The sequence below is a fragment of the Acetobacterium paludosum genome (assembly GCF_008086595.1).
Classification (GTDB): Bacteria; Bacillota; Clostridia; order Eubacteriales; family Eubacteriaceae; genus Acetobacterium; species Acetobacterium paludosum.
This window is the reverse complement of the sequence record NZ_RXYA01000011.1, coordinates 89,555-111,046: the sequence shown is the minus strand read 5'-3', so window position 1 is coordinate 111,046 and position 21,492 is coordinate 89,555. Positions and strand designations below refer to the sequence as shown.

Annotated in this window: 21 protein-coding genes; 5 read left to right on the top strand and 16 right to left on the bottom strand. The window is 40.7% G+C overall.

The genetic code is table 11. From position 1 onward, the window contains the following. Positions 1-39: 39 nt before the first annotated feature. From FZC41_RS11990 to argC, 4 genes are read right to left on the bottom strand one after another with little or no spacing between them, the layout of a single operon-like run. Positions 40-1,212: an acetylornithine transaminase gene (locus FZC41_RS11990; RefSeq protein WP_148567648.1), complete on the bottom strand. Its 1,173-nt coding sequence runs from the start codon at positions 1,210-1,212 to the stop codon at positions 40-42. 9 nt (positions 1,213-1,221) lie between these two features. After that, positions 1,222-2,091 (bottom strand): acetylglutamate kinase, encoded by an 870-nt coding sequence (gene argB / locus FZC41_RS11985; protein WP_148567647.1) that lies wholly within the window; start codon positions 2,089-2,091, stop codon positions 1,222-1,224. Positions 2,092-2,114: 23 nt separating this feature from the next. Beyond that, complete coding sequence (gene argJ / locus FZC41_RS11980) at positions 2,115-3,338, bottom strand: bifunctional glutamate N-acetyltransferase/amino-acid acetyltransferase ArgJ (protein WP_148567646.1); 1,224 nt, start codon at positions 3,336-3,338, stop codon at positions 2,115-2,117. A 14-nt stretch (positions 3,339-3,352) separates the two neighbouring features. Next, entirely contained in the window at positions 3,353-4,393 is a 1,041-nt protein-coding gene (gene argC / locus FZC41_RS11975; RefSeq protein WP_148567645.1) for an N-acetyl-gamma-glutamyl-phosphate reductase, read from the bottom strand. Between the two features lie 386 nt (positions 4,394-4,779). Here argC and FZC41_RS11970 point away from each other — a divergent pair, with 386 nt between their 5' ends. Together FZC41_RS11970 and argH are read left to right on the top strand one after the other, a co-directional pair. Continuing rightward, entirely contained in the window at positions 4,780-6,006 is a 1,227-nt protein-coding gene (locus FZC41_RS11970) for an argininosuccinate synthase (protein WP_148567644.1), read from the top strand. 2 nt (positions 6,007-6,008) lie between these two features. Continuing rightward, the gene (gene argH / locus FZC41_RS11965; RefSeq protein WP_148567643.1) at positions 6,009-7,388 is read left to right on the top strand and encodes an argininosuccinate lyase; all 1,380 of its coding nucleotides are present in this window, start codon (positions 6,009-6,011) and stop codon (positions 7,386-7,388) included. A gap of 124 nt (positions 7,389-7,512) precedes the next feature. On the opposite strand, the gene FZC41_RS11960 is transcribed toward argH, so the two are convergent. Next, complete coding sequence (locus FZC41_RS11960) at positions 7,513-7,860, bottom strand: GIY-YIG nuclease family protein (protein ID WP_148567642.1); 348 nt, start codon at positions 7,858-7,860, stop codon at positions 7,513-7,515. Next, positions 7,860-8,336: a DUF6530 family protein gene (locus FZC41_RS11955; RefSeq protein ID WP_148567641.1), complete on the bottom strand. Its 477-nt coding sequence runs from the start codon at positions 8,334-8,336 to the stop codon at positions 7,860-7,862. Before FZC41_RS11955 ends, FZC41_RS11960 begins: the two co-directional genes overlap by 1 nt. 93 nt (positions 8,337-8,429) lie before the next feature. Between FZC41_RS11955 and FZC41_RS11950 the strand changes: the two genes are divergently transcribed. Together FZC41_RS11950 and FZC41_RS11945 are read left to right on the top strand one after the other, a co-directional pair. Next, positions 8,430-9,212, top strand: coding sequence for a TetR/AcrR family transcriptional regulator (locus FZC41_RS11950; protein WP_148567640.1), 783 nt, complete (start codon positions 8,430-8,432; stop codon positions 9,210-9,212). A gap of 659 nt (positions 9,213-9,871) precedes the next feature. Continuing rightward, complete coding sequence (locus FZC41_RS11945) at positions 9,872-11,056, top strand: MFS transporter (RefSeq protein ID WP_148567639.1); 1,185 nt, start codon at positions 9,872-9,874, stop codon at positions 11,054-11,056. Positions 11,057-11,153: 97 nt separating this feature from the next. On the opposite strand, the gene FZC41_RS11940 is transcribed toward FZC41_RS11945, so the two are convergent. After that, entirely contained in the window at positions 11,154-11,999 is an 846-nt protein-coding gene (locus FZC41_RS11940) for a DMT family transporter (protein WP_148567638.1), read from the bottom strand. A 113-nt stretch (positions 12,000-12,112) separates the two neighbouring features. Here FZC41_RS11940 and FZC41_RS11935 point away from each other — a divergent pair, with 113 nt between their 5' ends. After that, positions 12,113-13,639, top strand: a complete 1,527-nt coding sequence (locus FZC41_RS11935) for a YifB family Mg chelatase-like AAA ATPase (protein WP_148567637.1) — start codon at positions 12,113-12,115, stop codon at positions 13,637-13,639. 97 nt (positions 13,640-13,736) lie between these two features. Here the strand turns inward: FZC41_RS11935 and lgt are convergent, their stop codons facing one another. From lgt to xseB, 9 genes are all read right to left on the bottom strand, one after another. Next, complete coding sequence (lgt, locus tag FZC41_RS11930) at positions 13,737-14,522, bottom strand: prolipoprotein diacylglyceryl transferase (protein ID WP_148567636.1); 786 nt, start codon at positions 14,520-14,522, stop codon at positions 13,737-13,739. A 2-nt stretch (positions 14,523-14,524) separates the two neighbouring features. Next, on the bottom strand, positions 14,525-15,091 hold the full coding sequence (gene pduL / locus FZC41_RS11925) for a phosphate propanoyltransferase (RefSeq protein ID WP_148567635.1): 567 nt from the start codon (positions 15,089-15,091) through the stop codon (positions 14,525-14,527). Between the two features lie 65 nt (positions 15,092-15,156). After that, positions 15,157-16,896 carry a DNA repair protein RecN gene (gene recN / locus FZC41_RS11920; RefSeq protein ID WP_148567634.1) on the bottom strand — a complete coding sequence of 580 codons (1,740 nt, stop codon included), beginning with the start codon at positions 16,894-16,896 and terminating at the stop codon, positions 15,157-15,159. Positions 16,897-16,907: 11 nt separating this feature from the next. Then, complete coding sequence (locus tag FZC41_RS11915; RefSeq protein ID WP_148567633.1) at positions 16,908-17,357, bottom strand: arginine repressor; 450 nt, start codon at positions 17,355-17,357, stop codon at positions 16,908-16,910. Positions 17,358-17,384: 27 nt separating this feature from the next. Next, a complete protein-coding gene (locus FZC41_RS11910) occupies positions 17,385-18,254 on the bottom strand; it encodes an NAD(+)/NADH kinase (RefSeq protein ID WP_243136712.1) in 870 nt (289 codons plus the stop codon). Positions 18,255-18,267: 13 nt separating this feature from the next. Next, positions 18,268-19,092: a TlyA family RNA methyltransferase gene (locus tag FZC41_RS11905; RefSeq protein ID WP_148567632.1), complete on the bottom strand. Its 825-nt coding sequence runs from the start codon at positions 19,090-19,092 to the stop codon at positions 18,268-18,270. A gap of 44 nt (positions 19,093-19,136) precedes the next feature. Continuing rightward, positions 19,137-19,709 (bottom strand): hypothetical protein, encoded by a 573-nt coding sequence (locus FZC41_RS11900; protein ID WP_148567631.1) that lies wholly within the window; start codon positions 19,707-19,709, stop codon positions 19,137-19,139. Between the two features lie 670 nt (positions 19,710-20,379). Continuing rightward, on the bottom strand, positions 20,380-21,276 hold the full coding sequence (locus FZC41_RS11895; RefSeq protein ID WP_243136711.1) for a polyprenyl synthetase family protein: 897 nt from the start codon (positions 21,274-21,276) through the stop codon (positions 20,380-20,382). After that, positions 21,276-21,491 carry an exodeoxyribonuclease VII small subunit gene (gene xseB, locus FZC41_RS11890; RefSeq protein ID WP_148567630.1) on the bottom strand — a complete coding sequence of 72 codons (216 nt, stop codon included), beginning with the start codon at positions 21,489-21,491 and terminating at the stop codon, positions 21,276-21,278. Before xseB ends, FZC41_RS11895 begins: the two co-directional genes overlap by 1 nt. Position 21,492: the final 1 nt, after the last annotated feature.

Below are 21,492 nucleotides of genomic sequence, written 5' to 3'. Positions count from 1 at the left end.
GCCCCGATGAAACAAATAAAATTTTGACGCTGTTTTAACTTACAAACATTCTGAAAAAATCTGCACGGCCTGATCAATTTGTTCCTTAGTAATGATGAGCGGTGGAACAAAGCGAATCGCATTTGATCCAGCCGTTATAACCAATAGTCCCTTGTCCATCGCCTTTGCAACAATGACTCCCAGATCGCCATCAACCTCAGCTCCGATCATCAGTCCCATCCCGCGAACATCTTTGATTGAAGGATGTTCTTTTTTTAATGCTTCTAATTGGGATTTTAAATACGCGCCCTTTTCAGCAACCGATTCAAAGAATCCCGGCGCCGTCAAAGTTTCAATTACATATTTGCCGGTTGCGCAAACAAATGGATTGCCCCCAAAAGTGGCCGCATGGGTTCCTGGTGTAAAGACCTCAGCAACGTGATTTTTAGCAATAATACCGCCGATGGGCACACCGCCGCCTAATCCTTTAGCCATGGTGACAACATCCGGAACCACGCCATATTGCTGATAGGCAAACAATTTTCCGGAACGGCCAATCCCGGTCTGTACCTCATCAAAAATCAACACAATATTTTCTTGGTCACAGATTTTTCGTACTGCTTTTAAATATTCCGGATCGGCTGGATGAATCCCGCCTTCACCTTGAATGGGTTCCAGAATGATTCCACAGATATTCGGATTAATCTGAGCCTTTAATGCTTCAATATCATTAAAGGGCACATGATAAATTTCCGGCAGCAACGGTTCCAGATTCGCCTGATATTTTTTTTGACCAGTCGCGCTGATTGCGCCGTAGGTTCGTCCGTGAAAAGACTGATCCATGGCAATAATTTCTACGGCATTCTGATGCTTTTTCAGTTTTCCATAAATACGGCAAAGTTTTAATGCCGCCTCACAGGCCTCTGCGCCGCTGTTGCAAAAGAAAACCTTATCCAAGCCGCTTTCTTTTGTCAATAGTTCAGCCAACTCAATCCCGGGTTCAGTCCAGTACAAATTAGAAACATGAACCAGTTTTTCCATTTGCGTTTTCATTGCATCCATCAGCCCCGGGTGAGCATAGCCAAGAGCGTTAACTGCGATACCGCCCATAAAATCAAGGTATTCTTTCCCGTTTATATCCGTCAGTACACATCCCTGACCTTTATCGAAAACCAATGGAAAACGTTTATAAGTTTCCATGATCACATTATTTCCACGTGTAATTAAATCCATTTTTTCCTCCTAAATTATCGAACGACGAATCATCGTTCCAACACCGGCTGCTGTAAAGAGTTCGAGGAGCAAAGAATGCTGAACCTTTCCGTCTAAAATATGAACCGAATTAACGCCGCCATTGATGGCATCCACACTGTTTTGTACTTTCGGAATCATCCCCCCGGAAATAACACCTTCTTCGATGAGTTTTGGCACACTGTCAGCAGAAAGGCGACGAATAATCGAGTCCGGATTTTCAAAATCCATATAGACCCCATCGGTATCCGTTAAATAGATTAATTTTTCAGCCTTTACTGCTTTAGCAATGGCATAAGCGACATGGTCCGCATTAATGTTATAACTTTGTCCGGTTTCATCCGTACCAATCGGAGCGATGACCGGCAAGTAATCGTCCTTTAATAAAGTACTTAAAATTCGGCTATCCACCTTTTCAATCTCGCCAACAAAACCAATATCAAGATTGTTGACAAATTTCTTCTTAACCTTGATCATCCCACCGTCTTTACCGGAAAGACCAACCGCGCTGATTTCCCGATTCTGGAGAAGTTGAACAATTTCCTTATTAATCTTTCCCGATAACACCATTTCGGCAACTTCCACCACTTTTTCATTCGTGATTCGCAGTCCATCCACAAACTCGGTTTCAATATCAAGATCACTTAACATGCTGGATATATCTTTACCTCCGCCATGAATAAGGATCACCCGAATCCCAACCAAACGCATCAGTGCTATATCGTCCATTACTGATTGTTTAATCGCCTCATCATACATGAAACTACCGCCATACTTGATGACCATTGTTTTCTTTTTGAATTTCTGGATATAAGGCAAGGCTTCAATCAGAACATTCGCCTTTTCAATATATTTTTCCATTTAATACTTCCTTCTATATTTTTTTAGCTTCGATAGTCGCCGTTTATCTTAACATACTCATAGGATAAATCGCAACCCCAGGCCACTGCCTTCTCATCTCCATCCTTAAGATCAACAGAAATATTAATGTCTGTTTCAGATAAGACTTTTTTTGCTTCATCTTCTTTAAAAGCAATCGGCACACCATCTTTTAAAAGCGTAATCATACCCGCCTGACTCGAAAAAATCAAAGATACTTTTAACGGATCAAATTCAACCCCAGAATAGCCCAAAGCACAAAGCACCCGGCCCCAGTTTGCATCTTCACCAAACAAAGCTGTTTTAACAAGGTTTGAAGTGATCACCGCTTTTGCTAAAATTCTTGCCTCATTCTTTGTTTTGGTTCCGTAAACTTCTACTTCAATAAATTTTGTCGCGCCTTCACCATCGCGAATGATTTTTTTTGCCAGCGTTTTATGGACAAACACAAAGGCTTCCTTAAAGATTTCATAATCAGTAGTGGCTTCCTCCAGCTTGTCATTTCCAGCCATTCCGTTTGACATAACCGTTACCATATCATTGGTACTGGTATCCCCATCCACGGAAATCATGTTATAGGTATCAATGGTCGTCTCTTTTAACAACTTTTGAAGCAGCGCCGGTTCAATGTTCACATCGGTGGTTACAAAAGAAAGCATCGTGGCCATATTGGGATGAATCATGCCGGATCCTTTGGCCATACCCCCAATTTTCACCAGTTTGCCTTGAATTTCGACTTCAACCCCAATGGTTTTTACCCCTGTATCGGTTGTCAGAATGGCATTCGCTGCCAATCGGCCATCTTCACTGGTGTTCCCAATTTTTGGTACCAACACATCAATCCCGGATAGAATTTTTTCAACCGGTAATGCCACGCCAATAACGCCTGTGGATGCCACCAGAACATCTTCCGGTTTAAGACCCAGAGCCTCCGCCATTTTTTTTGCCGTCGCTGCCACTGCCGTTATGCCTGCTTGTCCGGTGCAGGCATTGGCATTCCCACTGTTAACAACGACTGCCTGCTTGTACGGATTGGCGATAACATCCTTGCACCAAAGAATTGGTGCTGCTTTTACTTCATTAGTGGTCGTCAATATAGCCGTCCCACCTGGCACTTCAGAATAGATGATCGCCAAATCACTTTTTTCATTTGCTTTGATCCCACAATTTGTGCCACCAGCTTTAAACCCACGGGGTGTTGTTACCCCACCTGTTTTAATTATTTTCATGTCTTAACTCCTATTTAAATCGGGAAATCGGCAATAAAGTCGATTCCTGTTTTTTCATCTAAATCAAAAACAATATTCATATTTTGAACTGCCTGACCGGCCGCTCCCTTTATCAAATTGTCAATGGCACCGACAATCACTACATGATTGGTTCGCGTATCAATCTTTAAGCCAATATCACAATAATTCGACCCCTTAACCCATCGCGTTTCCGGCATTCGATCTCCGGTTAAACGCACAAAGTATTCATCTTTATAGAAATCTTTGTAAAGTTCCTGAAGCTCATTTATAGCGATTGACTTTGTTAAGGTCGCATAAGATAAAGCCAGAATCCCCCGATTCATCGGGACAAGGTGGGGTGTAAACAGAAGATTAAAATTTTTACCGTTAAACAAGCCCAGTTCCTGTTCGATTTCTGGGGTATGTCGATGTTCCCCGATCTTATAAGCCTTGATGGATTCATTGCATTCTGAATACATTGACGTCTGAACCATTCCTCTGCCCGCACCAGTAACCCCCGATTTCGCATCAATAATAATACTGTTGATATCAATCAGATCATTTTTTACAAGCGGTGCCAGACTCAGGATACTGCAAGTTGTATAACAGCCCGGATTGGCAATTAAACGAGCATCTCTGATATCATCACGATGCAATTCACACAATCCATAAACAGCCTCTTTTAATAATGACTTATTATGGTGTTCGGTATTATACCAGTCTTCATATATATCAATATCTTTAAGCCGGAAATCAGCTCCTAAATCAATAATTTTTGTTTGCATCAATATTTCTTCAGTAACCATTTTAGATGCAATACCATGAGGCAATGCCAAAAAAACGACATCCGACTTTTCTGCCAATTCTTTAATATCGGCGACTTCACAGACATGATTCATAATGTTCTCATAGTTTCCGTAAATATCACTGAATTTTTGTCCCGCATAACTTCTGGACCCAACCGTCACTATCTCCACCTCAGGATGCCTCATTAAGATTCGAATGAGTTCCTGTCCTGCATAACCGGTTCCACCGATAACAGATGCTTTAATCATTTTTTTATCCTCTCTAAAACTTCTAATAAGAATGCTTCAGACTGTTGATTACCCACCATAACGACAACGATTAGTCAGTGGTCGGTATGGTTATCAGGCAAAGTGTTTGTCTACAACCTCAAGCATTCCAACCAGAATTACTTCTGCTATTATTCATTCTATCAAAATAATAGGTGATTGTCTGTTTGTTTATGAAATTATTACAATTAATTTATTTTTGTATTATACCGGACCTTTCATGAATAATCAAGCGTTATTTTTGCATATTTATAAAATTATTTTTAATATTTTTGAATTTATACTTGATTTTCACCCCAATTGATTGTATAATCATTCATGTATTAAAAATAAATATATAAACAAATGATTTTCAGGAGGATATAAAATTGAAGAAAAAAGTAATTCTTGCCTATTCCGGTGGATTAGATACCACAACCATTATACCATGGCTTAAAAACACCTATGACTATGAAGTTATTGCCGTATGCGTCGATGTTGGTCAGGGAACCGAATTAGATGGTTTGGAAGAACGGGCTCTCGCTTCCGGCGCCAGCAAATTATATATTGAAGATGTCACCGATGAATTTGTTGAAGACTATGTCTGGCCAGCTCTTAAGGCCGATGCAATTTATGAAAAGAAATATTTATTGGGAACTTCCCTGGCACGTCCTTTAATCGCAAAGGTTCTGGTAAAATATGCAGAGCTGGAAGGCGCCGAAGCAATTTGTCATGGCGCCACCGGTAAAGGAAATGACCAGGTTCGTTTCGAATTATCAATCGGAGCACTTGCCCCGCAATTAAAAATAATCGCGCCTTGGCGAATTTGGGATATTAAATCTCGCGAAGATGCGATGGATTATTGTATCCTTCATGATATTAAAGTCCCGATGACCATTAGCAACAGCTACAGCCGTGACAAAAATATTCTGCATATGAGTCATGAAGGTCTTGAACTTGAAGATCCTTCATTAGAACCACAATATAAAAAGCTATTACAAATGACAACCCCACTTGAAGAGACTCCTGATCAAGCCGAAATTCTCAGTTTGGATTTTGAACAAGGCGTTCCGATTAAATTAAACGGCGAAGCTTTAAGTGCCCGAAAATTACTGGAAAAATTAAATGTCATTGGCGGACGACACGGCATCGGCGTCGTTGATTTAATTGAAAATCGTGTGGTTGGTATGAAATCTCGCGGAATCTATGAAACTCCAGGCGGTACCATCCTTTATGACGCTCATGGCGAATTGGAACACATGTGTCTGGATCGTCAAACCTATGGTTTTAAACAACAGGCAGCGGTTAAATTTGCAGAGCTTGCCTACAATGGTGAATGGTTTACGCCACTTCGCGAGGCCCTCACCGCCTTTGTTGACGAAACTCAAAAAACCGTTACCGGGAATGTTAAATTAAAACTATATAAAGGCAATATTATCCTTGTTGGCGTTACTTCGCCTTACTCATTATACAATGCTGAAATTGCCAGTTTCACGACTGGCGACCTTTACGATCATAAAGATGCTGAAGGCTTCATTCATCTCTTTGGTTTGCCGCTAAAAGTGCGTGCCTTGATGCGACTGAGCCGTGAAGAAGAAAAAAAGGGGAATAAATAATAATGAAAAAAATGTGGGGAGGTCGGTTTTCAAAAAAAACCGACCTTTTAACCGATGATTTTAACTCGTCTATTTCCTTTGATCAACGCCTTTATAAGCAGGATATCACAGGAAGCATTGCCCATGCCCGGATGCTCGGGAAACAAAATATTATTGATCCCCGTGAATCCAAACTAATCATCCAAACGCTTGAAGAAATATTATTGGATATTGAGGCCGGCACGATTGAATTTTCGGTCGAAATGGAAGATATTCATATGAATGTGGAAGCCATTCTCACCGAACGTATCGGCGACATTGGAAAGAAGCTTCATACCGGCCGCAGCCGCAATGATCAGGTAGCCACGGATATGCGTCTTTATGTCAAAGATATTGCGAAAGACAGCAAATCACTCATTGGTAAACTGGCAGCCACTCTTTTGGATTTAGCCCAGGAACATACCGATACCATTATGCCGGGCTATACCCATCTCCAACGGGCCCAACCGATTACCTTTGCTCACCATTTAATGGCTTATGTTGAAATGTTCAAACGTGATATGATCCGAATGGAACAAGTAAGAGCGATGGCTGATACCCTGCCCTTAGGTTCAGGTGCTTTGGCAACCACCACCTACCCTTTAGATCGGGAGTCTGTTGCCGCTGAGCTGGACTTTTCCGCAGTTTCATTAAACAGTCTGGACGGTGTTTCCGACCGGGATTTTTGTGTTGATTTTCTTGAAGCAGCCGCTGTATTGATGATGCATCTTAGCCGTTTTTCCGAAGAAATTATTTTATGGTGCAGCAGTGAGTTTAACTTTGTCACCCTTGACGATGCCTTCAGTACCGGCAGCAGCATCATGCCCCAAAAGAAAAATCCCGATATCGCTGAATTGGTCCGGGGCAAAACGGGCCGTGTTTATGGTGATTTAATGGGCTTTCTGACCACCATGAAGGGAATTCCTCTGGCCTACAATAAAGACATGCAAGAGGATAAAGAACCCGTCTTTGATGCCTACGACACCATCAAAATATGCGTCATCACCTTTGCCAAAATGGTTAAAACCATGACCGTCAATAAAACAGTCATGAAAACAGCAGCTGCCGGTGGATTTTCAAACGCTACCGATGCCGCCGACTGGCTTGTTAAACACGGTATTGCCTTCCGCGATGCCCATGAAATCATTGGGAAACTGGTATTTTACGGATTAGAACATAAAAAAAGTCTGGATGAACTCACTCTGGAAGAATATAAAAGCGTTTCTCCTGTTTTTGATGAAACCATCTATGAGGCCATTGATCTAACCGTCTGTGTTAACCAGCGAAATATTATTGGCGGCCCTGCCAAAGCACGGGTTGAGCAAGCCATAGCCTTTAATCGGGAGTGGTTGAAACAAAACTGATACAACTAATTACTAACTAGTTACTATGCAAAGAGAGAGGTCCCCTCTCTCTTTGCATAGATAATAAATGATTGTCTCTCTTGCAGCATTTCATAGTCCCTTCTGTTTTCCACAAAAATACCAACTAGCAACAGCTCTCATCATCATATTTCTCAAGCCATAACGACTTTAGCGTTTCAAGATCTTCTTTAAATTCTTTTCTGCTTTGATCTTCGTTCATATCTAACTTTTCTAAAATTTCAAACACAAAATTCTCACCGCCATAAATCAACCAGTCATTTTGAAGTTTCTGACTGACGCAGGACCCTGTCTTTCGAGAAAACTCAAAGCGGTTAGCCATTCCCTGGATATTGGGTGTTGCATCTAAAAACAATTTGCCGGTCTTCAAATTGCGAATTACAAATATACCGCCAGTTTGTTTTTGTTCTTTGTACGCAGCAATGATTTCTTTTTTTGATTGACTCTTTTTCATTAGTACCCCATTTCTCTCAGAATTGCCGCTAAACGCGCCAATCTTTCACCAAGCAATTCATCATCCTTTGCCAGAGCTGCTGAAACCAATTTAATGTCCTCATCCAAAAACGGATTATCCAGACAAACCGAAACGTCCATCGCCCCCCCTTGAAGAGGGATCCGATCAATTTGAGCTTCATTTTCATCATAAAGTTTCTCATACCGGTAGGCTTCCCTAAAATACAGCTTTGTCCGACATACGAAAATCGCCAGATCAATCACTCGATGCAATGGCATTTCTTCTGATTGTCTTGACCATTTCTCACCGGTATAGCGCCATATTTTTGCAGATACATCAACCTTGCCCCGATCATTCCATTGGGCCAAGCCTACCGACAAACCCTTTGCATCTGATTGACAATCTCTTCCGTCAATTTTATCGTAATCCTCTGAAACAATAACGGGTTTATGTTTTAATGCTGTCGGAATTTTCATTTTTTACTTCTACCTCATTTTCATAAATTATTTTTAGTAGATTACTAATTTACTAAATTGTAATCTACTAAATTTTAACATAGGAAGAATTTTATGTCCATACAAATTTTTTCATATCCTAGCTTGTTTTTAATGACAGAATATGATAAACTCATCTTGTATTTGTATGCACAATTGAAATTAATTTTATTGATAGAAAAGAAAGTTGAAATTATGGGAAAATATAAAGCGGGCAAAGAAACAAAAGAAAAAATATATGAGGCTTCCAAAGCCTTGTTTTATGAAAGTGGTTATACCGATACAACCTGTATCAAAATTGCCAAAGCCTCTGGTGCCAATGTTGGTCTGATTAACTATTATTTCGGATCAAAGGGCGGTTTGGGAATTGAAGTATATAATGAATTCATGTCCGCCATCAAGACACGGGTCAAAGAAAAAATAGATGCGGCTGATATTGATACCACTCTGTTATTGCAGACCGCCGTTGAAATACGGATGATTAATTATAACATGCGAACCAATAAGAATTTCAGTCGCTTTTATTACGATATATTAAGTGAAAACATCATTTATAATCAAGAGAGTGTTATGACCAATTTTTATCGTACCCTTGCTGAAAGCTGTGGTTTACATTTCAGTGAATTTGAAATTGCCTTTATTACTTATACAAACATGGGTGCTTCTGCCGCCACCAATCTCGCCTATGATGCCGGTCTGATTGACTGTTCCTCACTCGATTTTGCCAATGCCACCCTTGATCAATTGCTTACAACAATGAGCCTTGACAAAAATATTATTGCCCAGGTAATTGATGAATCCTATGAAATCGAAAAGAAAATCAGTATTCGCATCGAGAAAAATTTTGTTATTCTATAACCATTAAAATCTTCAATAATTTTATCTGCAGCCGCTGAATAATGTATAAACATTATTCAGCGGCTTTTTTTCGCACATTACATAATTTATTATTAAACATATATAACCTTTCAGTAATCGGTCAAATAATTGATGATATCATTCTAATAGTAAAATGCTCAATTAATCAATATTAATCGATTATCATTACAAGTTATATACTATTATTTTCGTAATATAACTTTTTTTATAAATATTTATGGACAATCACTTTATTTCGTGCTATTATCGAGTTAAATTAAATATGACTAATATTAATCTAAGTTAACTATTATTTTTATAATATTACTGGGTTTAATCAAATCAATTTTTTCAATTGTTCAGAATTTCAATGAAATGAATGGAGGAATTATGAAAAGCAGTGAATTTATTACAGCTGTTAAAGAATCCTTTGGTCTTGTTGAAGAAATGCTATTGTATTTCACATTGACGACATTAAGTAATTAGATATTCTCTTGGTGTTCGAAGTTGTCAGTTTTTGTTGTAATCGTTACTATCTCAATTTGACAGCCAACTTTGAACACCAACCCCAATAATTATTTTTATTAATTCATGGTTTATACATGTATGTAAATAAATATACATGATAAATAAATTTTATTTTTAGGAGGTATTATTTTATGGCTCAAAAGAATTCAACCCTGTCAGCAGTCGCAATTTTGTCCTTATTCTTTCTGACAATGGGTGTTGGGACCATCACTCCGGCCCTGAACAGCATCATGCAGGCATTTCCAAATTTGTCGGTTTCAACAATCTATTTGACTTCAACCTTGCCATCTTTGCTGTGTATTCCAGCTACGCTTATTGCCGGTGCAATTGCCGGTAACAAAGTAAAATTCAAAACACTTTCAATTATCGGTATACTATTGTTCTTAATAGGTGGTATCGCACCAGCATTTGCAAATGACTTTACCGTTATTTTAATTGAAAGAGCCGTGTTTGGTATCGGTCTTGGTATCATGTCCCCAATCGGAAATGCACTTATTATCGGCCTTTACGATGACAATCCAAGAGCAAAAATGATGGGGCTTGGCACGATCCTCATGAATGTCGGTGGTGTTATCCTTCAGTTTGCCGGTGGATTACTGGCTGGCATTTCCTGGAATTATGCTTTTTATGCACATGCTTTTGGTATTATATCCCTGTTATTAGTTATTTTCTTCCTGCCGGAACCAAATAAAATTGAACAGCCCATCGGTGTTACGAAACAAAAAGTAAAAATAAAAAGTTCTGTTTGGCTCATTTCAATCCTTTTCGGTTGTGTTATGTTGCTAGACTATCCCTTATTAATGGGTATGTCAACATTTTTAGCTAACCACAATTTAGGCGGACCAGCTGTTGCCGCAATTGTCCTGTCATTCTTTACCGTCGGCGGTATTATCGCAGGTGTGATCTTTAGCAATATTTTCAAAATAGCTAAACGTTTTACTATTTCATTTGGATTATTTGCCTTTACACTTGGTTATGTTCTCGTTCTGTTTACTGGCAATATTATCATGGTAACAATTGGAACCGCATTGGTCGGCATTGGCTTCTCTACTCTATTTCCAGCAGTCATGATGATTATCGGTATGGTTTCCGAACCCCAAGCTGTCCCAATTTGTGTTTCCATTGTACTCGCAATTATGAACGCTTTTGCTTTTATAACAACTTACTGGATCGCTTTGATCGGAAGCATTACTGGCAACGCTATTGAAGGACCTATGTTTGCCGCTATGATCATGGCTACAGTAGCAGGTGCGATATTTTTATTCATTGATCCATTTCCAAAAACTGGAAACATGCCACAGCCACAAGATGAATAATTAGCAATTTTATTTTCTAATCATTTATTAAAAAAAATAGGCTTTTAGGATCACAAAAGCAGTGTTATGTGTAAATATAACACTGCTTTTGCTATTCTTATTCTTCAATACCCTCACCCAACTTACTAGGGATCACCGTCAAAATGATGCCAAATAATATGACTGCAAACCCGATTAAAGATCCTACTGATGGCATTTCACCGACAAAAACGAACACCAGGATCGGGTTTAGTACCGGCTCCAGCAACGATACAATCGAAGCTTTAAAAGCCGATATCAATCGAACGCCTTTTAAAAAGACGAGATAAGAAACACCAATTTGGAACACCCCCAGAAAAATCAGTCCCGACCATCCCTGAATAGACAATCCTGAAAAATCAAGACTATTAGGCATTAGCACCAGAATCAACAGACATAAAACAATATTATTGATTCCAATGATCGATCGATCCGAAATGGGGTAATCTCTTTCCATAAAATACTGAACCACGGCATAGGCGATCCCGTTTGACAGTGCCAGTAAATCGCCAAAAATATTGCCTCCCCCGGATGCGCTGAGGATGACAATAATACCCAGAAAAATAAATGCACGGGGAATGAATTCACGACTTTTTATTTTCTTTCCCTTAATCAGATAGAAAAGGTATAGCCATAAAGGTGCTGTGCACTGTAAAATAATAGCATTGGCAGCTGTCGTTATTTTGGTTGTGATCACAAATACAATACAGACGTAACAATAAGCAAAAACAAGTGCCACATACGCCTTTGAAAGTTTGATTTTCTGCCACTGAATAAAAGGCAAAAAAATAAGTCCTGCAATCAATGCTCGACCAAAGGTAATCGTATACGCATTAGCATCGATGAGCTTGATAAACAAACCGCCAGTGCTAAATAGAACCATCGCTATCACGACATACAAAATTCCTTTATTCGTTTTTTCCATTAGCACCTCCCTAATTTCTTAATATGATCATATCATATCAATTTATTTTTTTCGCTATGTTTTTCTTTTTATTTCCTGTATAATGCTCTTAATATAGCGGAGGTAAACTGTAAATGTTATCACAGATAAAAAGTAGCGGATTATTAGGTGTAAATGGCGTTATTGTCACCGTTGAAATTGATATTTCCCGAGGATTGCCTTCTTATTCATTAGTCGGTCTTCCCGATACCGGCATAAAGGAATCCAAAGACCGCGTTTTTTCGGCCATCAAAAACAACGGTTTTAAATATCCCATGGAGCGCATTACCATTAACCTGGCCCCTGCAGATCTAAAAAAAGAAGGTCCTGCCTTTGACCTGGCCATTGCCCTGGGTATCTTAAACGCCTCCGATCAACTGACCTGGGATCAATCGGATAATTACCTCGTTGTTGGGGAATTATCCCTCAGCGGCGAAATTAGATGTGTCACCGGTGTTCTTCCCATGATTTTGGCCGCAAAAGAAGCCGGCATTCAAAATATTCTTATTCCTTATAACAACCGTTATGAAGCTGCGGTTGTCCAAGGTGTTGATGTTTTTCCTCTAAGAGACCTGAATGAAGCCATTGCATTGATCAAGGGCGAATTGATCATTGCACCATTTAAAGTTGATCTAAACCGTCTTCTCACTCAAAAGATAGATAGTTACGGCATTGATTTTTCAGATATTCGCGGCCAGGATCAGGCCAAACGAGCTTTGGAAATTGCTGCCGCCGGCAGCCACAACGTCTTGATGACAGGAGCACCGGGATCTGGCAAGACGATGTTGGCCAAGGGTTTTCCCTCTATTCTTCCTGATCTCACCCTGGATGAAGCCCTTGAAATCACAAAAATACACAGCATTTCAGGTTTGTTAAAAAATAATGCCATTATCAATCAACGTCCCTTTCGGTCCCCTCATCACACCATTTCTAAAGCTGCCTTAGTGGGTGGCGGGCGCATTCCCAAACCCGGAGAAGTATCGCTTGCTCATTTAGGCGTTCTTTTTTTGGATGAACTCCCTGAATTTCAAAAATCAGCGCTTGAGGTTTTGCGTCAGCCCATGGAGGATCAGGAGGTCAGCATCTCCCGGGTCAATGCCGCCCTTACCTTTCCCGCCTGTTTTACCCTCATCAGTTCGATGAATCCCTGTCCTTGTGGTTTTTTGTCTGATCCATCCCATGAGTGTATCTGCACCCCTCAGCAAATCAAAAATTACCAGGGGAAAATTTCCGGTCCCCTGATGGATCGACTGGATATTTTTGTGGAAGTTCCCAATACAACCTATGATGAACTTCAAACCAAGCCCAAAGGCGAAACCTCCCAGGTTATCAAAAAACGGGTAGATGCTGCCCGGGGACGACAGAATGAACGGTACCGGGATCTCGATATTTTTTACAATGCCCAGCTAACCCCAAGACTTATGGAACGTTTTTGTACACTTGGTACTGCCGAGCAAAAACTCATGGAAAAAGTCTACACCAAGATGAACCTCAGTGCCAGAGGCTATCACCGGATCCTGAAATTATCGCGAACCATCGCGGATTTAGACAATGCTGAAAATATTAACGTATCTCATTTAGCAGAGGCCATCCAATACCGGGGAATGCCAAAACTCACATAATAAACATTATTTTGCTCATTTTGCGACTGCCAATCAGCCAAAAAAGCATAAAAAGAAAGAGCTTACGCTCCCCCTTTTTACTAATTACTATTAATATCTATTTATTTATTTTTAATGAATTGGGAAATCGATTTTCATTTTTCCGAAGATAGCAGAGTCCGATACCGGCAACAATAACCAAAAGTAAACTGATAAGCTGCGCCGTTCGGAGCCCTAAAAACATCAGGCTGTCGGTTCTCAAACCTTCGATGAAAAAACGACCAATCGAATATAAACCAAGGTAAACAAATAGCAGTTCTCCATCAGCCTTTTTTAATTTACGCTCATAAAAAAAGAGGCAGCCAAAAACGAGCAAATCCCAGATTGATTCATATAAAAAAGTGGGATGGACCCGAATCATTCCAAGCGCTGCATCATTAACCGTAATTGCCCATGGCAGATTTGTTTGGGTACCATAAGCCTCCTGATTAAAGAAATTCCCCCATCGCCCGATAGCCTGCCCTAAAGGCAAACCCACTATCACCGCATCGGCAAAGGTCATAAAACGGATCTTTTTTACCCGACATAAAATAATCGCCACAATGACTCCGGCAATGATCCCGCCGTGAATGGCAAGACCGCCATCCCAGGTGGCAATGATTTCGCCCGGGTGATCTACATAATACGCATAATTGAAAACAACATAATAAAGACGGGCGCCAATGACTATTGCTGGTGTCATAAAAAGAAAAAAATCCAAAATAGTATCTGGGTCGATTCCATATTTAGGTGCGCGTTTTATGGCAATTAACAATCCGATAAGCAAAGCACTGGCAATTAGAATACCATACCAGTGCACTTTAAGTCCAAATACGGAAAACGCAATGGGATCAGGTGCAATCATGATTAAAGAATGGTTGCCGTTTGACCGTTTTTAGCTCCCGCTGCATTTCCTTCTTCAACGTCAATATGCATATCTAAAAGGTAATTAGGATTAACACGTACTAACACGTTATCAAAAGTTAAACCACGTGGGCCGTCTAATTTAACCGAAACAACATCTTTATCCTTCAAATTGTAAGTTTTCGCTTCATCAGGACTCATATGAATATGTCGTCCTGCAACAAGAACGCCTTTTCCAATTTCAATTTCTCCTGCCGGTCCGACAATTTTTACACCAGGTGTACCGTCAATATCGCCTGAATTTCGAATCGGAACCTTAAGCCCTAATACAAAACCATCGCCAATTGAAACCTCAATCTGTGTTTCAGGTCGCACTGGTCCAAGAATACGCATTGTTTGTTTTCCTTTAGGTCCAACAACATCAACCTTTTCTTCACAAGCGAATTGTCCGGGTTGTGATAAATCTTTCATTGGTGTTAATTGGTAACCTTTGCCAAATAACGCCTCTAAATCTGTCTGTGATAAATGAATGTGTTTGTTTGATAACCCAATAGGTACTTTTCTTTCCAATTTATATCTCCTTAACTTAAATAAATTTTTAACAATCTTTATTTTATCCAATAATGCCTAAAATGTTAAGACAATATTTTGTTCTCTTTCATTTTTTTTGTTTTTTTTGCTTTTTGGCTTAATTCCAGCATCTCCTGAGCATGATCCCATGTTTTTTGAGTAACCTCTGCCCCGCCAAGCATTCGGGAAAGCTCCTCTTTTTTACCCTTTTCATCCAATGATACGAATTGAACATCCACGGTATCTCCCACGTTCCGTTTTTCAACCATAAAATGCTGATCGGCCATGGCTGCGATCTGTGGTAGGTGGGTAATACAAATAATTTGGCGACCATTGGGAGGAGTCACCGTCAGTGCCTGAATCTTTTCTGCCACGACCTGAGCCGTTCTTCCGCTGATGCCGGTGTCGATTTCATCAAATACCATGGTTTCGATAGCATCCAGTCCGCCAAAGATGCTTTTGATACTCAACATAATTCGTGATATTTCCCCACCGGATGCAACTTTCCCTAAAGGCTTCGGCGGTTGTCCCGGATTTACGGAAATTAAGAACTCCACCGTATCTTGTCCATTGGAAGCAAACCGCCCGATGTCATGTTCGATTGAAATTTCGACCTGGACCTTTTCCATGGCCAGCTCGCGCAGTTCTTTTTCCAGGGCTTTTTTTAATGATTTCCCTGATTTTACCCGTAAATCATAAAGTAATTGACTGACTTTTTGATACTTTTCCTGCAGTTTGCTTAACTCCTGATAATAAGATTGAAGGTTTTCATCCCGATTCAGCAAGCCCTTTAATCGATTTTTTATGTCATCAGCATAAGCCAGTATTTCGCTGATGTCAGTCCCGTACTTACGCTTGAGTTTGTCAATAATTCCGAGGCGGGCTTCAATTTCATCCAAATCCCCCAGATTATATTCAATATCGTCTAAATAGGATCGGATTTCAAAAGAAAGACTTTCGACCTCGCTAAACAACCCGTTGATGCGTTCAAGCTTTTCTTCAAAGCTGCTGTCAATTTTAGCCGTTTCCGAAATGTTTTCCTGTAACATTCCCATTGCATCAAGGATTGAATTCTGATCTATTGTTTCACCCTGAAGCAACTCATAAGCCCGACTGACATTCGAAAAAAGCCGTTCTTTATTTTCTAAAATTTTTTTTTCTTCTGCCAGCCGGTCATCTTCTCCGGTTTCCAAACCAGCGCTTTCTATTTCTGCTATTTCAAACTGGAGGTTTTCTTTTTCTCGTTCCAATTCCCGTTCATTTATTTTCAATTCATCTATTTGACTTCTGATTTCTTTAATCACCTTTGCATACGCTGCTATCTGTTCGCGATATTTTGCATTGCTCTCGCCCCCAAAAGCATCTAAAAGCTGACGATGGTTTTCACGTTTAAATAGGGATTGGTGCTCATGCTGGCCATGAATATCCATCAGGTCGTCGCCAATATTTTTCAGCTGCGAAACAGTTATGATCAGCCCGTTGGCGCGACAGACATTTCGTCCATGATCATCAAGCTCCCGGGTTAAAACCAACTGCCCCTCTTCAATGGGAACGCCAAATGTTTCGCACTTTTCAATCAGCTTCTTTTGTTCGCTAATGTCAAAAAGCCCTTGCACCGTCATCTTGTTTTCACCTTGACGAATATTATTTTTATTTCCGCGATTTCCCAATACCAGGGTTAACGCATCAATCACAATCGATTTTCCAGCACCGGTTTCCCCGGTGATCACATTCAGACCCTGATTAAAATCAACTGCTAAATGATCAATCAGCGCATAATTTTTTACAACGAGATTTCTCAGCATAGAGCCCTCCCTTATTTCATCAACTTTTTAAATTTCCCGACAATTTCAGCCATCATATCACGATTACGGATTAAAACGAAAATGGTATCGTCCCCGGCAATCGTTCCCACAATTTCAGACCACTCCAACGAATCAATCGCAAGGGCAGCGGCTTGTGCCATGGCCGGCAGGGTTCTCAAGACAATCGTGTTTTCAACATAATCAATGGTTAAAACGGACTCCTTAAAAACAGCATTGACCCGTTCATTATAGATACTGCCAATATCTTTAAGCGGTGCATAATGCTGGATGCCATCATGGCTCATGACCTTGATTAATTTCAACTCCTTAATATCTCTGGAAATCGTCGCCTGGGTTACGGTAAATCCCAAATTTTTCAGAGCCTGGGCCAGATCTTCCTGGGTTTCTATTAAATTGTTTTCGATAATTTCAATAATTTTTAATTGCCGCGATACTTTCATCTCAGTTTGCCTCCTACTCATCTTTAATTATTCTTCGATATCACTCATCAGTTTAATTCTCAAGCGTTCATAACTGCTCATTTCGTTGAGACGAATCAAGCGGGTGCAGTAAGAAGATTTTTGAACCTGAACCTTATCCTCGGGGGTAATGGAAACGGTCGTTTGACCATCCAGTGTGACGACAAGGTCTTGTTCCCGTTCTCCAAACTCTAAGGTAACCACCTCGTCTTCCGGCAGTATATAGGCCCGATCATGAAGACGATGGGGACAAATCGGGTTGAGTATCATCACATTGGCCCGTGGGGAAACCAATGGGCCCCCAGCCGCCAATGAATACCCGGTGGAACCGGTTGGTGTTGAAACGATCACGCCATCCGCTCGGAATATATCGATGGTCGATCCGTTGGCAGATGCCCTAATCTCCATCATCCGGGAGCCGCGACTTTTTACCAGAACATCGTTTAGCGCGATATAATCATGGGGGATTGAATTTTTCCTGGTAATAATGCAGTCCAACATCATCCGTTCCTCAATCGAATAATGACCAGTCGTGAGATTTCTTAGTGCCTCCTCGTAGTGGGCGGCTTCGCCCTCTGTTAAGAAGCCTAACTTTCCGAGATTGATTCCGAAAATCGGCACGCTGTAATAACAGGTTCTTCGGGCAACGTACAACAGCGTTCCATCTCCGCCAAGTACAATAATGCAATCCGGTTTTTTATAAAAAACACTGCTTGCATAATAATGAATCAACTCGTGTTGAACCTGAATCTGCCCTTCCAGCAAGGCAATCTTAAAGCCAAGATTAATCAAATAGGCGATGCAACGTTCCGCCAGAGCTTTACTATCCGGCTTTTCCATGTTCAGATAGATACCAATCTCACTTATATCTTTGTTCACCAATCATCACTTCCTATTCATCAATCGGTTTCTTCTTTTTTTTGCAACTTTCATGAGCAGCTGCAACAATCAGTTCAACTGTCTGACTCCAGTTTCCCCCTTCATCCGGTTCCGTGTTTTCCACATAGACAAGGAATTCAATATTTCCTTTCGGTCCCTGAATCGGCGAAAAATCGAGTCCTTTTACCGTAAAGCCCTGGTTTTCAATCGAACTCAATACTTCAAGCAGGATCTCTGAATGAATTTTTTTATCTCTGATGACGCCATTTCCCACCCGATTCCGGCCCGCCTCAAACTGCGGTTTAATCAACCAAATTCCCTGGGCGCCAGGTTTCATAAATGTTTTGATAGCGGGAATCAGCTTGGTAATTGAAATAAATGATACATCCATTACGGTGCCATCCACCATTTCTGAGATTGTTTCCGCCGTAAGATATCTGAAATTTGTTCGCTCCATCGAAACAACCCGGGGATCATTTCTCAAGCGCCAGTCTAACTGACCATAACCAACGTCGACTGAATAAACCTTCTTCGCCCCATTTTGAAGCAGACAATCGGTAAAACCTCCGGTGGAAGATCCGATATCAATCAATGTTTTTTCCGTCACTGCCATACCAAAAACAGCCAATCCTTTTTCCAGCTTCAATCCGCCGCGGCTGACATAGGGCATATCGCCGCCTTTTATAAGAATCGTTGCCGCGGTATCAACAAGATCACCGGCTTTATCCTTAATTTCTCCGTCTACCTGTACAAGCCCTGCCATAATCGCTTTCTTTGCCCGTTCCCGGGTTTCAAACAGTTCCTGGCTCACCAATAATTTATCTAAACGTTCTTTCAAATTTTCCTCTTTTCATAATATCTCATATTTTTTTATATTTATTCTTATTCTTTTCCTCTAAAAGTTATTTTAAAACTGGCAATCAGACTCGATATTCCATGTATGATTGCTGTTCCATTTTTCATAGCCAGGTCTTTTCCCAAAGCTTTTCCGCCAACGGTTATGCAGGCAACCACACTGCTGAGTATTAAAGTTATCACCGCCACGTTTAATAACGGGTAGTGGGTTCCCAGTTGGATCACAATGGTAATGGTCGTCGCGCCGCTGACAATCCCGCAAATATCCCCGATAACGTCGTTACAGAAGTTAGAAACCCGCGAAGCATTTTTAACCAAATCAACCGAAGTTTTTGCGCCCTTTATTCTTTTTGATGCCATGGCATTAAAAGGCTCCAGACTTACAGCAGTCACTGCAACGCCAATAATATCCGCAAGGATTCCCAATAAAACAATTAAGAATAAAATTATAAAAGCAACAAAAATAGGCGTATTGGAAAGCAAAAAATCTGAAATGTAACTAAAAAGCATGGTCAGAAAAAATGTCGAAAGGGTAATAATCAGCACCCACCTGCGGTGCCGTTTCTCTTTTAGTTCTTTTTTTGAAATCTTTTTTTTCATAAATTGCTCCCTGATACGATGACTATTTATACATCATTATACAATAAAAGGAACTATGAAACATCATAATTCCTTAAATAATTACTTATTCAGGTGGCAGTATTATTAGTAAACTTTGCGACTTAGGTCCAGCAGGATTTCCCAATGTACGGCTGAAACGTCGCCGTTCCAGCGGTTTCCCTTTATGTACACTCTGTAGTGTCGCCAACTACAGGACTGAATTACCACTGAGTGTGCACCATAATCCTAATAATACCTCTGACGAGCAGCCTAGGAGTTTTCCTCAACAGCACACATCAATCCTTAGCCTCTTTTGCAGATTAGGTTTCGGGCAGCAATATTCCAAAACTTTGGGCCCTAAAGCTTATGAAACTGTCCATCCATCCACCTAATCCACTCAAGGCAGGCTACACTGCTTCAGTATCGAAAAATTCAACACATTCACAGGTTACTCCTGAATTAACAGGTCTCCACGGAGGCAGGGTCAACGCCCGCATGCCATTGCAGATCGCCCCATCCTCCTTAACCCCCTGAATCAGCCCTCAACTGGGCGTCAAAGGCAAAAACAAGGGACTTCATCGATATGCCCTTCGACGGATTTTTAGGCCCGCCCTGAAGATTGACAGTGCCGACTAGAATACTGCGCCACCTGAACTTTAATTATAACACACTATTTTTGCCGTTGACAAATATAGCGCGCTAATTTTTCAAGAAAATTCGTATTGACGCCAATCGGTTTAAGCATCCCTACAGCTTCGTGCTCAAGTTCAGCAACCTTTAATTTAGAAGCTTCCATGCCGTACAAAGATACAAATGTCGATTTGTGATTTTTTTCATCACTGCCAACCGGTTTTCCCAACTCTTCTTCATTGCCTTCGATATCCAGGATATCATCCACAATTTGAAAGGCCAGACCAATTCGTTGACTGTAACTGATTAATCGGCCCTGGGTTGCCGGTTCCGCCCTGGCAATAATACAACCGCTTTGGACACAGGCTTCTAGCAGTGCCGAGGTTTTATGCAAATGAATATAATCCATTTCCTCCAGACTGATCACCCGTTCTTCACTTAGCATATCAGCCACTTGTCCGCCAATCATCCCATTGATTCCCGATGCACTCATGATGATTTTCATGGCGCCAATATAATTGCTCAGCCTTTCACCGGATAGCCCTTTGGTGCCCTGCAGCATCGTTTCTACCCCAAAGTTCAGCAACCCGTCGCCGGCTAAAATAGCCGTCGCTTCCCCAAACATCTTGTGATTGGTCGGCTTTCCCCGTCTCAGATCGTCATTATCCATCGCTGGTAAATCATCATGAATCAAAGAATAGGTGTGAAGCATTTCCATCCCTAACGCCAATGGCATAATGACATTCACATCGCCTTCTAATGCCCGGCAAGTTTCAATCATTAAAATCGGACGCAACCGTTTCCCACCAGCGAAAAGACTGTACTTCATCGCTTCGATGATTACTTCCGGAGCATCAATACTTTGCTGAAACGCTTTTTCCAGATGTTGATTGATTTTAAGGCCTTTGGTCTTAAAGTCAGCTTTAAAATCATTCACTACTCAGCGCTCCCTTCAAAATCCTTTTCTTCCCCATCAATCATGATTGTAATTTTCCCCTCCAACGTATCCAAATCCCCATTGCATTCTTTGATCAGCTTCATGCCTTCTTCAAAAAGTTTCATCGATGCTTCAATCTCCTGATTATCATCCTCAAGCAATTCAGCAATGGTTTCCAAACGACTTATTTTGCTTTTTAGTTTTTTTACCGCCATT

Excerpts from the sequence above, each read along its gene's own strand:
- FZC41_RS11990 (WP_148567648.1), bottom strand. The coding sequence starts at position 1,212 with ATGGATTTAATTACACGTGGAAATAATGTGATCATGGAAACTTATAAA.
- argB (WP_148567647.1), bottom strand. The coding sequence starts at position 2,091 with ATGGAAAAATATATTGAAAAGGCGAATGTTCTGATTGAAGCCTTGCCT.
- argJ (WP_148567646.1), bottom strand. The coding sequence starts at position 3,338 with ATGAAAATAATTAAAACAGGTGGGGTAACAACACCCCGTGGGTTTAAA.
- argC (WP_148567645.1), bottom strand. The coding sequence starts at position 4,393 with ATGATTAAAGCATCTGTTATCGGTGGAACCGGTTATGCAGGACAGGAA.
- argH (WP_148567643.1), top strand. The coding sequence starts at position 6,009 with ATGAAAAAAATGTGGGGAGGTCGGTTTTCAAAAAAAACCGACCTTTTA.
- FZC41_RS11960 (WP_148567642.1), bottom strand. The coding sequence starts at position 7,860 with ATGAAAAAGAGTCAATCAAAAAAAGAAATCATTGCTGCGTACAAAGAA.
- FZC41_RS11955 (WP_148567641.1), bottom strand. The coding sequence starts at position 8,336 with ATGAAAATTCCGACAGCATTAAAACATAAACCCGTTATTGTTTCAGAG.
- FZC41_RS11950 (WP_148567640.1), top strand. The coding sequence starts at position 8,430 with ATGTCCATACAAATTTTTTCATATCCTAGCTTGTTTTTAATGACAGAA.
- FZC41_RS11945 (WP_148567639.1), top strand. The coding sequence starts at position 9,872 with ATGGCTCAAAAGAATTCAACCCTGTCAGCAGTCGCAATTTTGTCCTTA.
- FZC41_RS11940 (WP_148567638.1), bottom strand. The coding sequence starts at position 11,999 with ATGGAAAAAACGAATAAAGGAATTTTGTATGTCGTGATAGCGATGGTT.
- FZC41_RS11935 (WP_148567637.1), top strand. The coding sequence starts at position 12,113 with ATGTTATCACAGATAAAAAGTAGCGGATTATTAGGTGTAAATGGCGTT.
- lgt (WP_148567636.1), bottom strand. The coding sequence starts at position 14,522 with ATGATTGCACCTGATCCCATTGCGTTTTCCGTATTTGGACTTAAAGTG.
- recN (WP_148567634.1), bottom strand. The coding sequence starts at position 16,896 with ATGCTGAGAAATCTCGTTGTAAAAAATTATGCGCTGATTGATCATTTA.
- FZC41_RS11915 (WP_148567633.1), bottom strand. The coding sequence starts at position 17,357 with ATGAAAGTATCGCGGCAATTAAAAATTATTGAAATTATCGAAAACAAT.
- FZC41_RS11900 (WP_148567631.1), bottom strand. The coding sequence starts at position 19,709 with ATGAAAAAAAAGATTTCAAAAAAAGAACTAAAAGAGAAACGGCACCGC.
- xseB (WP_148567630.1), bottom strand. The coding sequence starts at position 21,491 with ATGGCGGTAAAAAAACTAAAAAGCAAAATAAGTCGTTTGGAAACCATT.